Below are 18,770 nucleotides of genomic sequence, written 5' to 3'. Positions count from 1 at the left end.
CCACCTCTTGTACGCCTAAATATGGCATTTGCTTATTCAAGCGCTATCCTCAGACAGCGCTGCTTTTCACTATTCAACCTATTCATTTAACGCTGGAATTTCCGAAGGAACCCATAGATTAGCAACGTCGATCCCTTTTTCATCTCTACTCTTTAAGTCTCTCAAAAACTCAAGAAAACCATATGCCGGTTTCCATCCAAGCATCTCCTCTGCCTCTGATAGATCATGCTGCTCAACTTGTTTTGGCAGCGTCAACTCATACTTCTTCAACAGGCGGCTTGCGCCCGGCACTTGTGTCTCACACCATTCTGCGCCAAGCTCGCTGAAGTTTTGAACAACCTCTTGCGGCATATGATGATTGGTATGTACAATTGTGCGAAATAGCCCAATCTTCTTTTCCAAAGCTGCTTTGACCGATGCCACTGTAGCTGCCGCCACATCTCGTCTATCTACCCCATTGCGAAGTAATCGTTCCCCAAACTCTAAATATGGCCGAGGAATAAATTCATGATAACGCAGCATTGCAATCGATGCGCCTGTCATTTCATGATAAGCCTTGCAGAGGTCTTCCCCGATGACTTTGCTTACTCCATAAACCGAGCCCCATCCGAATGCCATCGAGGAGGCATAGACAATCGCTTTTATACCCGCTTGCTTGCATGCTTCTAATAGATAAAAAGTACCATCGACATTAACAGAAAAAATAGTTTCATCACTAACTGGCGGATTGTGTGCACAGTGCCATGCTGCCAGGTGAACAACGGCATCCATGCCCTCCACCGCACGCTGTACATCGCCTGGCGTCCTAATGTCACATCTAACAAACTCAAGCTGCTTCAAATCATCAGACTGAGGGGGCATAACGTCTGCCATCCGAACGGTATAACCAGCTTGGGCCAATGCTTTGCATACGGCCTGACCTCCATTGCCCGCAGCCCCTGTCACAACAACTCTCATTTCGTTCACCTCGTCAGTTTTATCGTAATTTAAAATGGTATAGCTTGGTTGGTTACTATCATGATAACGCTTCCACAAATATCTGAATCATTTGTTTATTCATCTGCTTAAGCCTTTCATGTCTAATAATAGTACAACGATATACAAATATGAAGTACGCAATTTCTTTTTACTTAGTAACCTATAAGTAACCTATGGATATACATGGCAGTAAGCATGCAAATCAGAGGAGATTCTCATCTCCTCCTAGTTTAATGTCTGTTATTTATCGACCTACCAAGTAATCCGTCCACCTGTTCGTTGATAGCCTCGCAGCAATTCGTAATGCTCGCCTCGAAGAAGGCATTTCATTTGTATTCTATACTTACGATAGTCTGATTTCCTTACTTCTTTGACCTCTTTGTTATAGTGAACGCCCTTTATTCCTTTGCGGAAGTCTCTTAACTTCGCTCTTCTAGGGTTTTTGTGAATTTTCACATGTTCTCTAGCGTAACTTTGTTCATTTCCCCAAGCTGTCATTTCCTTCTCATCAAACATCTTCATCCCCGTTGTGACGGGTTAGATTTTGGCTCTTAAGCCATAAATGCCGGCACAACTAATAGAAGAAGACCGCTGGATTAAACATCGCTTCACCTCGAATTTAAATTTATAATATCGTTATGGATTGGACGATTCTCATACTTGAATTTCCTTATCTTGTTTAAAATATTCAATAATTTTTTCTTCTATTTTATTAAGATCTCCCTAATTTCATGCGGTTGATCGACTAAATAATTCGGACTCTGTGCCAGCAATGATTCTTTTGTATCCAATCCCCAAGACACTGCAATGACATCGATTTCGCATTTCTTACATGCAATAATATCTCTTGTTTCATCACCGATATAAATTACATCTTCACAATTTAATTGATTATATTTTAAATATTTTTTTAGCGTTTGATGTTTTCCAAATAGTCCATTTGACGATCGAACTTCATGGATACCCTTGAAATTTTGAGTATGTAAAAAATCAGAGACATTCGCTGCAGAGTTCGATGTAATGATTGCGATTTTATAACCTTCACTTTGAAGTGCATTTACCACTTCTCTCATCTGATCAATAAATAATATCGAGTTAAGATGCTGTTTATAGCGCTCCTTAAATTCCTTTCCTATTTTTCTAATCAAAAGGAACTTATACATCGGAACGTTTAAAGCTTTAAACCGTTCTTTTAATGATAGATGGTTTAATAATTTGTATTCTTCATGATTTACTTTTTTAAAATTATATTTTACTGCTAATTCGTTATAAACCATCATTATTTCCGACGTTGAATCTACTAGTGTGCCGTCAAAATCAAATATTATATGTTTATACATCTATTAAATGCACCCTCAATCTATCACTGCTGCGTTAGGTAGTTATATCTCAAATTCATGAACATAAATAGCGTTGCCAGTAATCTCGATATCGAGCTGATCATTATTCCTTGTTACAGATACACCAACTCTGCCATTGCGGCCAATCTCTTGCCCTTGTTCAACGACAAGATGAATTGATTTTTCCGAGTTGTTATCTATGTACTTCGCGTAGTATGCACCCATTACACCAGAAGCCGTACCTGTTACGGGATCTTCAATCGTTCCTGAAAATGGCGATGAGAAATGACGGGCATGCATCTGTGCATTCACATCGTATGTTTCTAAACAAAACGGATGGATGGACGCCCTTGGCATTTCTTTTAAAATATGCGGAAACAACGAATTGTTTGGCTTCATTTTACTGAAAGTACTCAGGCTTTTTATAGGAATTAATAAGGTCCACGCACCGGTACTTCCATACACAGTGGGGAGCTCCGTCTCGATCTCACTTTCTTCGATGCCCATAGAATGAGCCAGCTCCAATAAAGAACCATGGAATGGCTGAAATTGAGGAGCGGCTTGCCGCATCGTAATAAGAGGTTCACCATTTGCATCAAAATCGATTTTTATCGGCAATACTCCAGCTTTTGTTTCAATCGTGAATGCTGACGGATGTTCCAGCAGCCCTTTCGTTTGCAGCGCATAAATGGTTGCCATCGTTGCATGTCCACAAAGATTTATTTCATGACCTGGCGTAAAATAACGAATTCGAAGATCAGCCATATCCGATTTCAGCGGAAATGCCGTCTCATTGAAGCCTACTTTTTCTGCGATGGTCAGCATTTGCTCTTCGGAGAGATCATCACCATTAAATACGACTCCTGCAGGGTTTCCCATGTTTGGAATATTGCTGAATGCGTCATAGTGATACACATTGATCGTTCTCATAAACAGTCCCCCCGCCTACTCAGCGTATTCAATTTTTATTAAAGTGGAGAATAAAGTTGTACTCACTTATTGTAGAGAATCGGACTCAAACCAATTGGTTATACTTTTCGTTTTCGTAAAACCTAAATATTTGTACGTGATCGTTACATTCTGTATGGGTTGATGTTCATAGCGAATTCGGAGGCCGTATTGCATTGGTGTATGTTCTTTTTTCTCTAGTGCTGCTTGAATCTCACCCCGAGAAAGCGCTGGATAAATAGAAGAGGCCGATAGTTTCATAAACTGAGTAGCCGGATCTGAATTCGGAAGGACCTGCACCATATGAGTAGAATCATAAGAGATGCCTAGTTGGACGTCATTCGAGCGATCTTCACCATTCACGCTGACCTTATTAATGTCGATTTTCTGAAACCCTTCATTGCTGAGCTCAACGACATACTCTACTACCTTTCCATCATGATTATTGATTCGTTGAAGTCCGTTATTTACTAACGGGTCCGTTATTCGATACCAAATAATTACGGATAAAACCAATGCGATAAGAATGAACAAGCTGAAACTTACAACTGTTCTCTTCACGCTCCATCTCTGGTTCATATCAAGCCTCCCATTACATTAATTGGATGATTTTGTATTTACTAAATTATATTCGTCAATCTAAAATAAATCCAACTGCTCGATAATCGGGGGCGGCGGCTCATTCGGACTTTCGCCGTTCGGGCGAGTCAGTCCCAGTATCTCCATCATCCGCTTCGCGTTGTCTGCTGCGTCCCCTCCGGAATTGTTATTAAAAATGACGTAAATATGCTCGCTCTGCTGTTCCAGCAGCCGCAGCTTATTCGCCCAATCTTGCAGCTCTTCCTCGCTATAGCGATATAAATACCGAACTTCGCGCCAATTCGGTGCACTGGCTTGATTCCAGCCAGACACATTGCGTCCATGGAACCTCACAATAGTTGATTGTGCATCGGTTGCTGTGAGAACGATCGGTATGGAGCCTATTCCTGCCTGCGGCTCATCACAAACACTGTGCATCCACTGCTCCTGCCTCATAAAATCCAGCGTTTTCTCACAGTACTCCTGTGTAAACCAGCTTTGATGACGGAATTCCAGCGCGCAAGGAATGCCATTCATCCTTGCTTTTGTCTCCCGCAGAATTCGCACATTGGCTGCTGTACAATCAAACCACGGCGGATACTGGAACAAGACTGCCGTCAATCGGCCTGTCTCCATTACGGGCTCCAGCATTTGCCGAAATGCACCGAACATTTCATTTGTCTCCGAAGCCGGCACGGCAGGTCCGCGCTGATGTCCGGTCATCCCTTGATAAGCTTTAATGACGAAGTGAAGGGATTCCGGCGTATCCGCCAGCCATTTGCTGAATCGCTCTTTAGATTGTATGGCATAAAAAGTGCTGTCTACCTCTACAACAGGAAAATGTTTTGCATACTGCCGCAGCTTGCTGCCCGCTTTGCTAACTGGAACATACAGCTGGTCATGATCGCCCCATCCTGCAAGGCCTATTGAAATCATATCTTCACCCTCTTAAATACATTCATTCATGGCGTGCTCTTAATCTAATTATTTCTATTAAATGAACACAAATACTCATTTTTCACTTCCGCGATCATCGTCCGGTTTCTTCCCGTATTCTTAGCCTTATACAAGGCTTGATCTGCCAGTACAAACAGCTCATCCGCGTTTCTTGATTGTGATGGAAAATGAGCAATGCCAAGTGAAATGGTAATCCTATGCTTTAAGTGATTCTCACTGTTTTCCATCGATTCCCGAATGCGTTCAGCAACCTCATAAGCATCATGCACATTAGTATAGGGCAGCAGAACAACAAACTCCTCGCCTCCATAGCGACTGCATAAGTCTCCTGGCCTTATCGTAGCCATGACGATTTTCGACAAATGCTGAAGTACTCTGTCCCCTTCTTGATGTCCGTACGTATCATTAACCAGCTTGAATCGATCAATATCCAGTACGATGATGGAATAGTTTTTTTGCTCCTCTATCCATTGCTTCATCGTTTTTTCTAAGCTTCTTCGGTTGCTTAAGCCCGTTAATGCATCCGTCATTGCCGCCTGGGTTAGCTGATCTGTTTTCAATTGTATGCCATTCAAAGCAAGCACTACCGTTTTGGTTAGCACATCCGCTTCGCGATTCCAGTGCTGATCCATCGTAAGGAGCTTTTGTTCCTTGTTCCCCATGTTGCCCACGATATTGGCAAGCATAACAAATGGCCTTGCTAGTCGGTGAGCAAACCAAATCGTAGCGAGCATTAATAGAATAAATGGTAAAAGCGAATAAAGCAAAATCTGTCGGATTTGGATATTAAGTTGTGCTTTAATCGTACTCATTTCGGAATATACTACAATTCCCCATTCATTTTCCGGCACATAGGAATACCCAGCCAATAAAGAAATCCCATCTGTTTTCGTAAGTGTATACCCGCTTTTTCCTTGCTTGAGCTGCTGAACAATCGGATAGGAGCTAATATTTTTGCCAATTTGAATGATATTAGGATCGTAAAGAAGACTTCCATCAGAGCCTACAACATATAAGCTCGATCCGCTTTCATTAAGACCGTAATTTCCAAAAATCATGTTTAGGACATTATCTTTTTGCAAATAGATGCTCCCGCCAATAAAACCGCGATAGATTCCTTTTTCGTCATATAAAGGCTCACTGATAAATACGATAAGCTGTTTCGTAGATGGGCTCATGAATGGTTTTGATATATATGGTTTTTTACCTTTAAATGCCTCAATCGCTGCATCCGTAACAATGTTCTCCCCTTTAGCCCCAATAGAAGAAGGAGAAATATTCCTAATCACGCCTGATTCATCTACGACCATAATCGAGTTAAAATAGTTGCTGCTTTTACGGATGAGATCAAGATAGTCCGCATCTGCCGCATTAACCACTGAATAAAAAGAAGCAGCATTTTTGAGGCTGCTGCGCATGGATATAAAGAGAGAATCCATCGTTTGACTCATCTTAGAAGCGGTTGAAAGATTTAGAGTTAGCGTTGTTTCATATAATGATTGTTTCTTGTATTCATAAGATACAAAAAGCAATATCGATAACGTAAGTAGAACTGAAATCGATACTAATCCGATTAAAAGCGTAGCCAAACTGATTTTATTTTTCTTTTTCTCTGTAATTTTGCGCAGTATATACATACCACTCACCCCTTAACAAGTCCGAAATCTCAAAAAAATAAGTTGCTATATTACGAATAGTTACCTCCTTATCGTTCTTAAGCCTAATATTACCATGTAGTGACAAAATCGTCTTTCATTTGTCAAATATCGACATCAACCCATTAAAAGAAAAAGAAAGCCACGTTTCGGAAACGTGGCTTGACCTTTATGATTAAATTATAACTATCGCTTCGCCTTGCTTTTGTGAACAAGATTGATCTTCTCTTCCTACCCTAATTACCCTGCTTTTTCACTCGTCCAATTAATCCGTGCAATGTTTGAATAAACCCATGTCCAGTTAGACGCCCTAATCCTCCATACGCACAATCTAATTCATTATATTGTTTGGTTCGATCTATTCGAATACTAGGGCCATTGATTAAAATAGGCACGGGATCGCCGGTATGCTCACCGATTTCACAAGGGGTAGAATGATCAGCCGCCACAGCCAAATATACATCTTCAGATATTCCCTGCGCTATAATTCCTACCATTTGATCAAACAATTCAATCGCTTTTGCTTTTTCAAACGGTTTATTATCATGCCCCTTAACGTCGGGTGCTTTTAGATGCACTAATACAAAATCATTTTCAGAAATTTCTTCAAGTGCCAGCTTAGCTTTTAGTACAACGTCCGTATCCATATTTCCTGTCATTCTACTATCTGTTACCGGTTTAAAGCCAGCCAATTTGGCAACGCCAAGTACGGTACTCTCTCCAGCAATACAGCTTCCCTTCATATGAAGAGCATCGGTTATGGGATCAAGCTGAATCATCTGTCCAGCTCCACGCGTGAGAATAAAATTAGCTGCTAATTCCCCTTGTTTCATACGCTCTACATTAACAGAATGATTGGATAAGATGACATGCGCTTTATGAAGAAACAAATTTAGAACCATAGCTGTTCGTTTGGACTCCGCCGAGGAATCAAGAGAGACTATAGTATGATATGGGCAGCCATCGTTTGGCGCTTTCGGATCTGAATCGCTGATTTGATCACTGAGCCCAGTTCCTCTTAATATAAGTACAGCACGATGCTCTGTAGCCGGTTTGAAATATATGCTCACTCCCATTATTTCTAACCCGTTAATCGCGTCAGCAAGATCTTCTGTTCCATTGCGTATCCGTCCTGCCCTGCGATCAACGACAATCCCATTCTCATCCACTGCAGCAAAGTTGCACCTCAGCACGATATCGCCCGGAAGAACATTCATGTTAATTCCTAAAGCCTCAATTGGCCCGCGTCCCGGATAATGATGAGGCTGATAGCCAAACAAAATTAGATGCCCCATATCGGTGCCTACTGGAATGCCAGGGCTAATCAAATCCATGATGCCTGTAACCCCCGTAGAAGCTAATCTATCTAGATTAGGTGTATCTGCATATTCCAATGGCGTTTTGTTTTCAAGCAAAGGATGTGGAAGATCCCCTATTCCATCTGCAATAGCTAAAATAACTTTTCTGTTCAATATGGCTCCCTCCTGCTCTCTCTATATTCCGATTACTTTAAACCAAGTAAAGATCGCCAAGCTAATTACGCATGCTCCGACAAAACAAGTAACTACCGCATATTTCACTTGATCCAACACGGAGAAGTACCCTGTTCCAAAATAGATCGTATTTACCTTCGAATGCGGCGGAAGTGTAATGGTATAGGTCATGGTCATAGCTGCTGCTAATGCAAGAGGCACAGGGTCCATGCCGAGCGTTTTCGCTAAAGCGATGAATGCTGGTATTAATATAGTGACCCTCACTGTTTTACTCGTAAATATAAGATGACTGTACATGCTAAGGAATACGACAACGACATATACCCAAACATGATTCATGCTCTCCAATCCGAGCGCAGCGACTACTTTTCCAATAATCCATTCTGCGCCGCCGGATTTATCCAATGCATTCCCTACTGCATAAGCGCCTGCTGCAAAAATCATGAGCTCCCATTTGATGTTCGTTTCTTTCCAGGTCAACAAACCTACCCTTGGAAGCAAACAGAGAAGTGCAGCGAGTACAGCTGTCTGTTCCGTACTGAGTTCAAAGCCAAACCAAGCGCTATGGTAATCTCCTGTAGCCCATAATGCCACCGTAAGGAGGAATATCGTTACTGCCTTTTTCTCATCTAAAGAGAAGGAACCTAATTTTAACAACTCATTTTTTAACGTATCCCTCGCATGATCGAAGTGGGATTCACTTTTGATGGAGAAGAGCTTTAAACCAATGAAGAAAGTAATCATCATCGTAATAATTGCAGTTGGCATAGAGGCGAGAAGCCAATCCATATAACCAATATCGCCGCCCGCTTGTTCATTAATGAAACCAACAGCTATGATATTGCCAGAAGTAGCTGTCATAACACCTGAGGTAGCAAGCGCATCTGCTTGCACGCCTTGAAGCATCATTACTTTTCCAAGATTGCTCTCACCCGGCAGCACTTTATACACCTCTAATAAAATCAAGCATATTGGCACCATGAGCGTAGCTCTTGCTGTAGTTGAAGGAACAAAAAAAGCTAAAATAAAATTAATAACGATTAATAAAAACAATGTCTTTTTTGGCGTTTTACCAAACTGCGTGACCATCCATAAGGATAAGCGTCTACCCAAATTTGATTTTATCATGGCGGAAGTGAGGATGAATGCGGAAACCATCAGCCAGATCACATCAAATCCTAACGTACCGAATGCCACTTCTTGATCTTCAACTGCTCCTACTAATGGAAGAAGCAAAATAGCGATGATAGATGTTAAGTAAATAGGCAGCGGAGTCGTAATCCATAAAATCAATGCTCCTGTAAATATTGCAATTGCTCTTTGGGCTTCTAAGCTCATGCCTTCCGGTGTAGGCATAAAGAACAAAAGCAGCCCCACAATAAGTGCAAGTGGAATACCAAATCTTTGCATCCCTTCTTCAAGCTTCCCTTTTTTCTTCATAGGCGGCTTTTTAGTCTCATTCTCTACATCTCGCGAGACTTCACTCATCTTGCATCCTCCTCAAACTAATAATGTTACCGTTTTCATTTTATAAAACCAGAAAATATAATACAATTTGATTAACTTTGAATAACCATAACGTTTCGTTATAGATTATTTTTAAATGATAAGTCGAAAGGTGTCGTGGAAATGAATATCAATAAACTTCAGACCTTTATTACGCTAACAGAATGCTTAAACTTTACAGAAGCAGCGGAACTTCTCTACTGCTCACAACCATCGGTAAGCATGCAAATTCAAAGTATAGAAGAAGAGCTTGGCGTTCCTCTATTTGATCGAATTGGCAAGAAGCTTTATTTAACGAAACAGGGAGAAAATTTCAAGCCATACGCAGAGCAAATTATTAACCTGCTTCATACAGCCAAAGACCATATTAAGCAGCTGGAAGACTTGTCATACGGAACTTTATCGTTTGGTGCGAGCAATTTTGTAGGCGTTTATTTGCTTCCTATGATCCTTAGAGGTTATACCAAAAAATTTCCGCAGATTAAAATAAACATGAACATTACAGCTTCAAATCACCTTGTTCATATGTTGGAATCCAATAAAGTAGAGTTTTTAATTATTTCTGATCGTATTGAAATCGATGAATCCCGTTTTCAGCGTAAAACCTTTTACGAGGATGAGCTTGTCTTAATTGTGAACCCCTTGCACCCGCTTGCTCATAAACAAGAGTGCACACTCGAAGATTTGGTCAACGAAACGTTAATTATTAAACCCGATAAATCAGCAACACGCATTTACTTAGAGAAAAAATTTGCTGAGTACGGGCTTGAGTTTCCTACACAAATGGAAATTAGCAATTTAGAAGGAATTAAACAAGGGGTTATTCATGAGCTTGGGGTATCTATTGTTTCTAGCTTTGCTATTCAACAGGAGATCAAAAGCGGCTTATTGGTGAAGGTGAACATTAAAGGAGTAAAATTCAATAGAGGAATTAGTTATGTCTATCATAGGAATAAGCATCTTTCCCCTGCGGCCAAACAATTTATTTCTTTGCTGGATACTAATTATTTATAAACGCAGATATCGGATTGCTTTCCACTATTTCTGCAGATTGCTGCCCGCAATACACGAATTAAATTTTGCAGCTGTTTTACTTATTCACTTGTAGACGTATACTTAGTCTATACCAAATGTAAGGAGCAACTATCCAATGAGCTATGAATCCTATTTTCAGAACCTAAGAGAACAACATTTGGATGAGCTGAAGCAGTTTTTGACGATCCCGAGTATTTCAGCTTTATCCACTCATAAAAACAACATGAACGAAGCAGCCAAATGGGTTGCAGCCAAATTAGAGAAGGCTGGTCTTGAGAATGTGGAGATCCATCCTACAGCTGGGCATCCCATCGTGTACGCCGAGCATATCCATGCACCAGGCAAACCGACAGTACTTATCTATGGCCATTATGACGTGCAGCCTGTAGATCCTCTTAACCTTTGGGAGACTCCTCCTTTTGAGCCAACCATCCGCGATGGCAAATTATATGCTCGTGGTGCAACCGATGATAAAGGCCAGCTTTTCCTGCATGTAAAGGCGGTTGAGGCGCTTCTGAACCAAGAAAATGCGCTTCCAGTCAACGTTAAGTTTTGTATTGAAGGCGAGGAAGAAATTTCAAGCCCTAATCTGCCGACCTTTATGGAGACGAATGCAGATAAGCTGAAGGCTGACGTCATTGTCATCTCAGATACATCGCTTCTTGAAAAAGGAAAACCTGCTATTTCTACTGGGCTGCGCGGACTGTGCTCCCTTGAAGTAACGATACTTACTGCCAATACCGATCTGCATTCGGGTTCATTCGGCGGCGGTGTTCCGAACGCCCTTCACGCCATGATTTCCTTGCTGAGCTCATTGCATGATGATCAAGGCAGAGTTTCAATCGAAGGTTTCTATGAAGGTGTGCCAGAGCTTTCCGCTGCTATGCGTGAAGAGTTCCTAAAGCAAAATCATAATGAAGAAGAATTAAGAAAAAATCTCGAACTTGACGCCTTATACGGGGAAGAAGGATATTCCTTTGTTGAGCGAACAGGTGCAAGGCCAACTCTTGAACTAAATGGCGTTTATGGCGGGTTTCAAGGCGAAGGTTCGAAAACGGTCATTCCAAAAGAAGCTCACGCCAAAATCACTTGTCGTCTAGTTGGCGATCAGGACCCGGCTCAAATACTAGAGCGTATTGTAACTCATCTGGAATCGCATGTTCAGTCCGGTGCAAAGCTAATTATAAAACGCGGCGAAAAAGCTCGTGCCTTCGACATGGACCCATCAAATCCAATGCTCCAAAAGGCAGCCGATGCTTACGAAAAAGTATATGGCACTCGCGCGCTCTTCACGAAGGATGGCGGCTCGATTCCAATTGTCGAGACATTCTCCCGTGTATTAGGCGCTCCTGTCGTCATGATGGGCTTCGGACTTCCAGACGAAAATCTGCATGCTCCTAATGAGCATTTCAACCTTGAGAACTTTGACAAGGGACTTCTGACGATTGTTGAGTTTTTGAAACAACTTTAAGCCGAGGCATAAACGGAGCTGTTCTAGGCGTAGATTGATCTACGCTTGGAACAGCTCCTGCTTTTTTTCTGATGGAGCTTGGGCAGAACGATGTTCTCCCCTTATCATCCGTATAGCTAACGAACCTAGTAGGTCTTAATTAAACCATTTGTTATGAATTAAAATTGTAACGAATACCAGAATCTTTATTTTGAGAAAATTGACTCATGACACCCTATAAATCAGCCTATAGTGCTAATACGGTTCGTTAAAATGAAAGAAAAGTAGTTTTCATCATAATAAGCATAATACAGTTCGTTAGAGAAATGATCCTGCGACGATATGCGCTTAGCTTTATAAACAATGGCAATAAAGGCAGCTGTGCACTCAATTTTTTTGAGCTGCTCAGCTGCCTTTTCCATGAAATTATGACTGTTTATTAAGCTTCTTCAAGCGAAGCAGCGCCGTCAAAATGATCAAAAACGCCACGAGAGCCAGCATTGGAATGGTAATAAATCCAAACCAGTTCAAATAGTCTCCCTGACAAGAAACGGGGCCGCACGCAGCAAGCGGAGAATCATGCGGCAGCTTTTGCAGCACCGTATGATAAAGCGAGAAGCCCCCACCAATTACAACTAAAGGCAGTGCGTACGATACGATGCCTTCATCTCCCTTAGAGTAGGCTATGCCTAGTATGAGTGCCAATGGATACATGAATATTCGCTGGAACCAGCATAAGCTGCATGGTGCAAAATGCATAACCTCACTCAAATACAAGCTTCCCGCCGTCGCCAAAACTGCTGTAGCCCAAGCCACAAACAACCAAAATGATTTTTTCTTAGCCAAATCCTCTTCCACATCATTCGCCTCGGCTTCCATAGGTTATATTACTTTTTTTCTATCTCCTATTCTCCCTCGATAGGGAGGGTAAAAACATGACTCGAAAGGGCTATTGCATGTGAATTATATTTGTGAATTGTAAGCATCAATGCGTGCTTACAGCTTCTTTTCGGCGTCGGCGAACGTGCGAACCATTGCTGTAAGAACCTATGTGTGCTTACAGCTGCAAAGTAACCTCAGTTTGTCCGGTGTAAGAACGTATACGTGCTTACAGCTTCTTTTCGGCGTCGGCGAACGTGCGAACCACTGCTGTAAGAACCTATGTGTGCTTACAGTCACAAAGTAACCTCAGTTTGTCCGCTGTAAGAACGTATACGTGCTTACAGCTTCTTTTCGGCGTTGGCGAACATGCAAACCACTGCTGTAAGAACCTATTTGCGCTTACAGCTGCAAAGTAACCTCAGTTTGCCCGGTGTAAGAACGTATACGTGCTTACAGCTTCATTTCGGCGTAGGCGAACGTGCGAACCATTGCTGTAAAAACCTATTTGCGCTTACAGCTGCAAAGTAACCTCAGTTTGTCCGGTGTAAGAACGTATACGTGCTTACTGCTTCTTTTCGGCGTAGGCGAACGTGCGAGCCACTGCTGTAAGAACCTATTTGTGCTTACAGCCACAAAGTAACCTCAGTTTGTCCGCTGTAAGAACGTATGCGTGCTTTCAGCTTCTTTTCGGCGTTAGCGAACGTGCGAAACACTGCTGTAAGAACCTATTTGTGCTTACAGTCACAAAGTAACCTTAGTTTGTCTAGTTTAAGAACGTATGCGTGCTTACAGCTTCATTCCGGCGTAGGCGAACGTGCGAAACACTGCTATAGGAACCTATTTGCGCATACAGCTGCAAAGTAACCTTAGTTTGTCCGGTGTAAGAACGTATGCGTGCTTACAGCTTCATTCCGGCGTCGGCGAACGTGCAAACCACTGCTGTAAGAACCTATTTGCGCTTACAGTCACAAAGTAACCTCAGTTTGTCCGCTGTAAGAACATATACGTGCTTACAGCTTCTTTTCGGCGTCGGCGAACGTGCGAAACACTGCTGTAAGAACCTATTTGCGCTTACAGCTGCAAAGTAACCTCAGTTTGTCCGGTGTAAGACCGTATACGTGCTTACAGCTTCTTTTCGGCGTTGGCGAACGTGCGAAACACTGCTATAGGAACCTATGTGTGCTTACAGTCACAAAGTAACCTCAGTTTGTCCGGTGTAAGAACGTATACGTGCTTACAGCTTCATTTCGGTGGAGGCGAACGTGTGAAATACTGTTGTAGAAACCCATTCGTTCTTACAACAACAAAAAGAAGGCCGCTCCTAGGTAGAATCCTACCTAGGAGCAGCCCACCGGAGCACGCTCATTTACAACAATTACTTGCCGTTAATCAAAGCAAGGTTTTCTTGCCATCTTGCTGTACGGTATTCGTTAACTTTATCGAAGCCAAGCGAGGTTGTAGTCTTTTTCGCTTCCTCGATCAAGCTAAGCACCTCTGCATCGCTTTTCGCGAACAGAATTTTTCCGAAATACTCGTTAGCTGTTTCCGTCACTTGCTGATTAATGATTCCTTCATCCGTTTCTGGAGCCGGATCAATGTTATTGAATTGCGTCATATTCATCGATGTTTTCCATGCAATGTTAAGCTGTGCCAATGAACCCCAGTTGCGTTGTTCTTCCGGCAGCGTTTGCTCGATCTTTTGCTTGCTCGTATCTACAAAGGTTGCGTTTCCTGCCCATACATAGGCTTCCAGCTTATCTTTGTCCTTCTCTTCTTGCGACGTGCTGAACCATTTGTCGTTCGGGATCGGTGCGCCATCCGCATCAAATTCATCCCAATACAAGCCTTTTGGCCCGAAGAACATGATACGAGTGCCTTCCTCGCCCGTCATCCAATCCAAATACGCAAAAATACCTTCTGGATTTTTAGCGCTTGTTGTAATGACGTTAACGTTCCAGCCTAGTGCGTTATAACCGTTTGGATAAATTTTGTTTTTATCCAATCCTGATTTAGCAATTGGCCAAATAAATTCATAACCTGCATTTGGATCTTTTGCTTTTAATGCGTTATGGCCTTCGCGTCCCACATTAGTCGCATTACCGCCAACAAATACAGCTACTCTGCCCGTTGCAAGCTTCTCTTTTACCTGATCATCCTTTTGAGTCATCGCATCCTGTGTCATAAGTCCTTCTCTAAATAGTTTGCTTGCGAACAGCATCGTTTCTTTCCAAGCTTCGTTGTTGTAAATCGTATCAAACTTATCTCCGTTAGGATATGCTTTCATGGAATGGAACGCACCGTTTGCACCCTCCTGGAAGCTAGGGAACATGACCTCAACGCCCGAGCCGTTGCCGCCTACCTCTAATGGAATCACGTCCGGATATTTATCTTTGACCTGCTTTAAGTAAGCATACAAATCATCGATTGTTTCAAGCTTCGGTGAGCCAAGGTCTGCATAAATTTTCTTGTTCACAAACCAGCCGCCGTTGCCCGTAGGCGCTGCTGTATACCAGTTCGGGAATTGATAGATTTTGCCGTCGCTCGAGCGGAGCATGTTTAGCGTCTCTTCGCCTGCCCATTTCTTCAGGTTCGGATATTTGTCGATATAATCATCCAGCGGAACAAGTGCTCCCGCAGCTCTCAATCGTTCTACTTCAGGTCCCCGATCCATCATAATTGCACCTGGAAGCTCCTTCGACGCAATCATCGTGCTCAGCTTTTGCGCTGCAGCGCCGCCGGATTGAATAGGCTCTACGGTTACTTTTAGATTATCTTGTACCCATTTACTATTCGGATTAGCACCCCACGGCTCCGTAGTCCACCAATCATAATGAACATAATAAGAAAAGTTTACCGGTGTTTCTCCCAAAACAAATCCATTGCTAGTCTCTGTTTTATTCGTCCCTTCCTTACCTGTATTGCCCGAATTGCTTGATTTTCCGCCGTCGTTGCTGGAGCAGCCAGCTAGAAGCACAGTACCGGCAAGACCAGCGGTCATAAGCACAGTTAACAGCTTTTTTCCTTTCATGTTCGTAAACCTCCCAATTTTTATACATACTCATACCCAACACCAAAGCGCTAAGGTCGAATACCCGCATTACTCCTTTAAGGAGCCGATCATTACGCCTTTTACGAAAAAACGCTGTACGAACGGATACACCAAAACGATAGGGATCGTCGCTACCATCATCGTAGCCATCGTTAAGGATTTGCTCGTCACACTCTGCATTCTGCTTAACGCATCTGAGGCAGCGCCGCTTCCTTGTGAAGCGATCGAGAGCTGCTCGCTCATCGTGTTGGAGTTCATAATTTGCTGCAGTAAAGTTTGAATCGGATATAGCTTAGCGTCATTAATAAAAATCGTAGCTGTAAACCAGTCATTCCAGTGATAGACAGCCGTAAATAGTGAAAGCGTTGCCAATACAGGTCCAGATAAAGGCAATACGATTTTGAAAAAGATCCCAAACGTACTGGCTCCATCGATCTTCGCAGATTCCTCTAGTCCATCAGGCAGCCCCATAAAGAAGGTACGGAATATAATCATATTCCACACGCTTACCGCTGTCGGAATGACCATAACCCAGAACGTATCCATTAAGCCAAGCTCGCGGTTCAGCAGGTAAAAGGGAATAAGCCCCCCGCTGAAATACATCGTAATAATCGCAAAGATCATATAATACTTTTTGCCGATAACGCCTTTAACGGACAAGCCATAAGCGAAGATGGCCGTTAAGAAAATAGAGATCAACGTGCCGACAACGGTACGGGACACCGAGATTAGGAACGCATCAATAATCCGGTTATTTTGAAATACGATTCTATAATTATCAATCGTGAACACCCTTGGCCATAACGTTATTCCGCCTTTTGCCGTGTCGAGCCCTTCGTTAAAGGAGATCACCGCGGAGTTCCAGAACGGGTACAGCGTAGCGAGTCCAAGTAGCACTAGTAAAATATAAATCCAAACCTGCAATACTTTATCGCTGCTGCTCAGCTTCACTAGGCTTCACCACTTTTCTGAATATTAATAGAAGTTCGCTGAATTACCATAGGCTTGAACCTGCTCTCCTAGCCATGTAGTTTGCCATCGTCAGCAAGCCTACACTTATAATCGCTTTAAACAGACCAACTGCCGCCGCATACGAGAAGCGATTATTAATAATGCCTACCCGGTAAGCATACGTATCGATGACGTCCGCCACGTCTCGAAGCATTGCACTCCTGCCGAGCAAGAGCAAATCATCAAACCCTGCATTCAATAAACTTCCGATGTTCAGAATTAGAAAAATAATAATAACAGGAGTAATCGATGGAAGCGTTATTAAAAATATTTGTTTAAATTTGCTGGCACCATCAATAGAAGCCGCTTCATACAAGCTGGGATTCACGCCAGCGATAGCTGCTAGATAAACAATCGTTGCAAATCCGATTTCCTTCCACAAATTCGTCGTCACGATAATTCCCCAGAAATATTCGGGCAACGACAAGAAATTAATCGGCTTATCAATAAGACCAAGCGCTTGCAGTGAAATATTTAAGCTGCCGTTATCCACGGACAATATGGAGATCGTAAAGCCAGACACGATAACCCATGACAAGAAGTGAGGCAAATAACTAATCGTTTGAATGATTCTTTTGAAAGCCATGTTTCTTACTTCGTTTAGCATCAGGGCAAGCAGAATCGGAGCCGGAAAGTTAATGACCAGCTTAAGCAAGCTGATCACAATCGTATTCCGAATGACTCTATAAAAATCCGGCGAGTTAAAAAACATTTCGAAATGTTTAAAACCCGCCCATGTGCTGCCAAAAAAACCTTTAAATAAGCTGTAGTCCTGAAATGCCATCAAGACACCGTACATCGGAAAATAATTAAAAACGAGTATAAAGATCAGTGCTGGAAATATCATGAGCTGTACTTGCCATTGCGCAAGAAACCGCCGCCACAGCGGTTTCTCTCTTCGCGAGCTCTTTACTGCTGCATTTGCCGTAACAGGTGTTTGCACGCTTCCTCAGCCTCCTTATACTCTCCTCATTTAACCCTTAACTGCACCAGCCGTAATTCCGCGTGACATTTGCTCTGTAAACAATAAATAGATAATAACTGTCGGCAAAGCGATGATGGTCATTACCGCGAACTGTGCGCCATAATTGGATGAGTACTGACCGGTAAACTTCATAATGGAAAATGGCAGCGTCTTGAAAGTCTCGGATGTTAGAAACGTATTGGCCATAATGAATTCATTCCACCAGCTGATGAAGTTCATAATACAAACCGTCGCAATGGCAGGTTTCGTCATCGGCATAATAATTCGGAAAATAACGCCATAGACCGAACAGCCATCCATAACCGCCGACTCCTCTATGCTCTTCGGAATGGTTTCAAGAAAACCCGAAATAATGAGCAAACTTATTGGCAGCGAAAAAGCAATGTAAGGAAGGATCAAGGACAAAGGATTATCAATGAGATTCAGCTTGTCGAACAAAATAAAGTTCGGCAGCAAGGTCGCATGAATCGGTACGATCATACCGAGCATAATGAACGCCATCGCAGGACCGCGCAGCTTCCATTCCATCCGCGTGAACGCGTACCCGAGCATAAGCGCCAGAAAAGCAGCAACCAAGATCGTTACAGTCGTAATAAAAACACTGTTTAATAGAAACTTTGGAACGCTCCCGTAATTGAATGCATTCACATAGTTATTCCATTCAAATGTTTTGGGCCATTTTAATATACCGCTGCCAAAAAAATCTCCGCTCTTCAGAAAGGAATAATTGATGAGCCAAATGAGCGGAAAAATTTGCAGAAGCGCTACGACCCATAAAACGAGATGAAGAATGACCTTTAATGCGGGCGATGCGGCGTCCTTCTTCTTGCCGTTTTTCGCTTGGCGATTGGTCTTAGCTGCAAGAGCTTCCACGGGCATGCCTCCTAAAATAATTCATATAC

The 18,770-nt window shown here is 42.5% G+C and carries 16 protein-coding genes; 2 read left to right on the top strand and 14 right to left on the bottom strand.

Annotated elements, in window-relative coordinates:
* Nucleotides 1–78: 78 nt before the first annotated feature.
* From AC1DSE_RS01820 to AC1DSE_RS01780, 9 genes are all read right to left on the bottom strand, one after another.
* Nucleotides 79–957, bottom strand: a complete 879-nt coding sequence (locus AC1DSE_RS01820; protein ID WP_477509907.1) for an NAD-dependent epimerase/dehydratase family protein — start codon at nt 955–957, stop codon at nt 79–81.
* Between the two features lie 273 nt (nt 958–1,230).
* Entirely contained in the window at nt 1,231–1,494 is a 264-nt protein-coding gene (locus AC1DSE_RS01815) for a hypothetical protein (protein WP_477509908.1), read from the bottom strand.
* Nucleotides 1,495–1,682: 188 nt separating this feature from the next.
* Entirely contained in the window at nt 1,683–2,318 is a 636-nt protein-coding gene (locus AC1DSE_RS01810) for an HAD-IA family hydrolase (protein ID WP_477509909.1), read from the bottom strand.
* 42 nt (nt 2,319–2,360) lie between these two features.
* The gene (locus tag AC1DSE_RS01805) at nt 2,361–3,248 is read right to left on the bottom strand and encodes a PhzF family phenazine biosynthesis isomerase (protein ID WP_477509910.1); all 888 of its coding nucleotides are present in this window, start codon (nt 3,246–3,248) and stop codon (nt 2,361–2,363) included.
* A gap of 66 nt (nt 3,249–3,314) precedes the next feature.
* Nucleotides 3,315–3,845: a hypothetical protein gene (locus tag AC1DSE_RS01800; RefSeq protein ID WP_477509911.1), complete on the bottom strand. Its 531-nt coding sequence runs from the start codon at nt 3,843–3,845 to the stop codon at nt 3,315–3,317.
* 60 nt (nt 3,846–3,905) lie between these two features.
* A complete protein-coding gene (locus tag AC1DSE_RS01795) occupies nt 3,906–4,781 on the bottom strand; it encodes a DUF72 domain-containing protein (RefSeq protein WP_477509912.1) in 876 nt (291 codons plus the stop codon).
* 44 nt (nt 4,782–4,825) lie between these two features.
* Nucleotides 4,826–6,439 (bottom strand): sensor domain-containing diguanylate cyclase, encoded by a 1,614-nt coding sequence (locus AC1DSE_RS01790; protein WP_477509913.1) that lies wholly within the window; start codon nt 6,437–6,439, stop codon nt 4,826–4,828.
* A gap of 254 nt (nt 6,440–6,693) precedes the next feature.
* Nucleotides 6,694–7,929: a 2,3-bisphosphoglycerate-independent phosphoglycerate mutase gene (gene apgM, locus AC1DSE_RS01785; protein ID WP_477509914.1), complete on the bottom strand. Its 1,236-nt coding sequence runs from the start codon at nt 7,927–7,929 to the stop codon at nt 6,694–6,696.
* A gap of 21 nt (nt 7,930–7,950) precedes the next feature.
* Entirely contained in the window at nt 7,951–9,438 is a 1,488-nt protein-coding gene (locus tag AC1DSE_RS01780; protein ID WP_477509915.1) for an SLC13 family permease, read from the bottom strand.
* Nucleotides 9,439–9,579: 141 nt separating this feature from the next.
* On the opposite strand from AC1DSE_RS01780, the gene AC1DSE_RS01775 reads away from it, so the two are divergent.
* Nucleotides 9,580–10,470, top strand: a complete 891-nt coding sequence (locus tag AC1DSE_RS01775; RefSeq protein ID WP_475444362.1) for a LysR substrate-binding domain-containing protein — start codon at nt 9,580–9,582, stop codon at nt 10,468–10,470.
* A gap of 136 nt (nt 10,471–10,606) precedes the next feature.
* A complete protein-coding gene (locus AC1DSE_RS01770) occupies nt 10,607–11,962 on the top strand; it encodes a dipeptidase (protein WP_477509916.1) in 1,356 nt (451 codons plus the stop codon).
* A gap of 405 nt (nt 11,963–12,367) precedes the next feature.
* Here the strand turns inward: AC1DSE_RS01770 and AC1DSE_RS01765 are convergent, their stop codons facing one another.
* From AC1DSE_RS01765 to AC1DSE_RS01745, 5 genes are all read right to left on the bottom strand, one after another.
* Nucleotides 12,368–12,820, bottom strand: coding sequence for a disulfide oxidoreductase (locus AC1DSE_RS01765; RefSeq protein ID WP_339205055.1), 453 nt, complete (start codon nt 12,818–12,820; stop codon nt 12,368–12,370).
* Between the two features lie 1,378 nt (nt 12,821–14,198).
* The gene (locus AC1DSE_RS01760) at nt 14,199–15,851 is read right to left on the bottom strand and encodes an extracellular solute-binding protein (RefSeq protein WP_475444365.1); all 1,653 of its coding nucleotides are present in this window, start codon (nt 15,849–15,851) and stop codon (nt 14,199–14,201) included.
* A 69-nt stretch (nt 15,852–15,920) separates the two neighbouring features.
* Nucleotides 15,921–16,823 carry a carbohydrate ABC transporter permease gene (locus AC1DSE_RS01755; protein WP_076267345.1) on the bottom strand — a complete coding sequence of 301 codons (903 nt, stop codon included), beginning with the start codon at nt 16,821–16,823 and terminating at the stop codon, nt 15,921–15,923.
* Between the two features lie 43 nt (nt 16,824–16,866).
* Entirely contained in the window at nt 16,867–17,730 is an 864-nt protein-coding gene (locus AC1DSE_RS01750) for an ABC transporter permease (RefSeq protein WP_083681842.1), read from the bottom strand.
* A 126-nt stretch (nt 17,731–17,856) separates the two neighbouring features.
* Nucleotides 17,857–18,741, bottom strand: a complete 885-nt coding sequence (locus tag AC1DSE_RS01745) for a carbohydrate ABC transporter permease (protein ID WP_441885103.1) — start codon at nt 18,739–18,741, stop codon at nt 17,857–17,859.
* Nucleotides 18,742–18,770 lie beyond the last annotated feature (29 nt).

It is taken from the genome of Paenibacillus sp. 01L418 (genome assembly GCF_056400045.1).
The sequence above is the reverse complement of the archived record's forward strand: the minus strand, read 5'-3'. Positions and strand labels throughout refer to the sequence as shown.

What these genes read in the sequence shown, in the direction of transcription:
- AC1DSE_RS01760 (WP_475444365.1), bottom strand. Translation starts at nt 15,851, where the DNA reads ATGAAAGGAAAAAAGCTGTTAACTGTGCTTATGACCGCTGGTCTTGCC.
- AC1DSE_RS01810 (WP_477509909.1), bottom strand. Translation starts at nt 2,318, where the DNA reads ATGTATAAACATATAATATTTGATTTTGACGGCACACTAGTAGATTCA.
- AC1DSE_RS01790 (WP_477509913.1), bottom strand. Translation starts at nt 6,439, where the DNA reads ATGTATATACTGCGCAAAATTACAGAGAAAAAGAAAAATAAAATCAGT.
- AC1DSE_RS01765 (WP_339205055.1), bottom strand. Translation starts at nt 12,820, where the DNA reads ATGGAAGCCGAGGCGAATGATGTGGAAGAGGATTTGGCTAAGAAAAAA.
- AC1DSE_RS01750 (WP_083681842.1), bottom strand. Translation starts at nt 17,730, where the DNA reads ATGATATTTCCAGCACTGATCTTTATACTCGTTTTTAATTATTTTCCG.
- AC1DSE_RS01770 (WP_477509916.1), top strand. Translation starts at nt 10,607, where the DNA reads ATGAGCTATGAATCCTATTTTCAGAACCTAAGAGAACAACATTTGGAT.
- AC1DSE_RS01795 (WP_477509912.1), bottom strand. Translation starts at nt 4,781, where the DNA reads ATGATTTCAATAGGCCTTGCAGGATGGGGCGATCATGACCAGCTGTAT.
- AC1DSE_RS01820 (WP_477509907.1), bottom strand. Translation starts at nt 957, where the DNA reads ATGAGAGTTGTTGTGACAGGGGCTGCGGGCAATGGAGGTCAGGCCGTA.
- AC1DSE_RS01775 (WP_475444362.1), top strand. Translation starts at nt 9,580, where the DNA reads ATGAATATCAATAAACTTCAGACCTTTATTACGCTAACAGAATGCTTA.
- AC1DSE_RS01780 (WP_477509915.1), bottom strand. Translation starts at nt 9,438, where the DNA reads ATGAGTGAAGTCTCGCGAGATGTAGAGAATGAGACTAAAAAGCCGCCT.
- AC1DSE_RS01800 (WP_477509911.1), bottom strand. Translation starts at nt 3,845, where the DNA reads ATGAACCAGAGATGGAGCGTGAAGAGAACAGTTGTAAGTTTCAGCTTG.
- AC1DSE_RS01815 (WP_477509908.1), bottom strand. Translation starts at nt 1,494, where the DNA reads ATGTTTGATGAGAAGGAAATGACAGCTTGGGGAAATGAACAAAGTTAC.
- AC1DSE_RS01805 (WP_477509910.1), bottom strand. Translation starts at nt 3,248, where the DNA reads ATGAGAACGATCAATGTGTATCACTATGACGCATTCAGCAATATTCCA.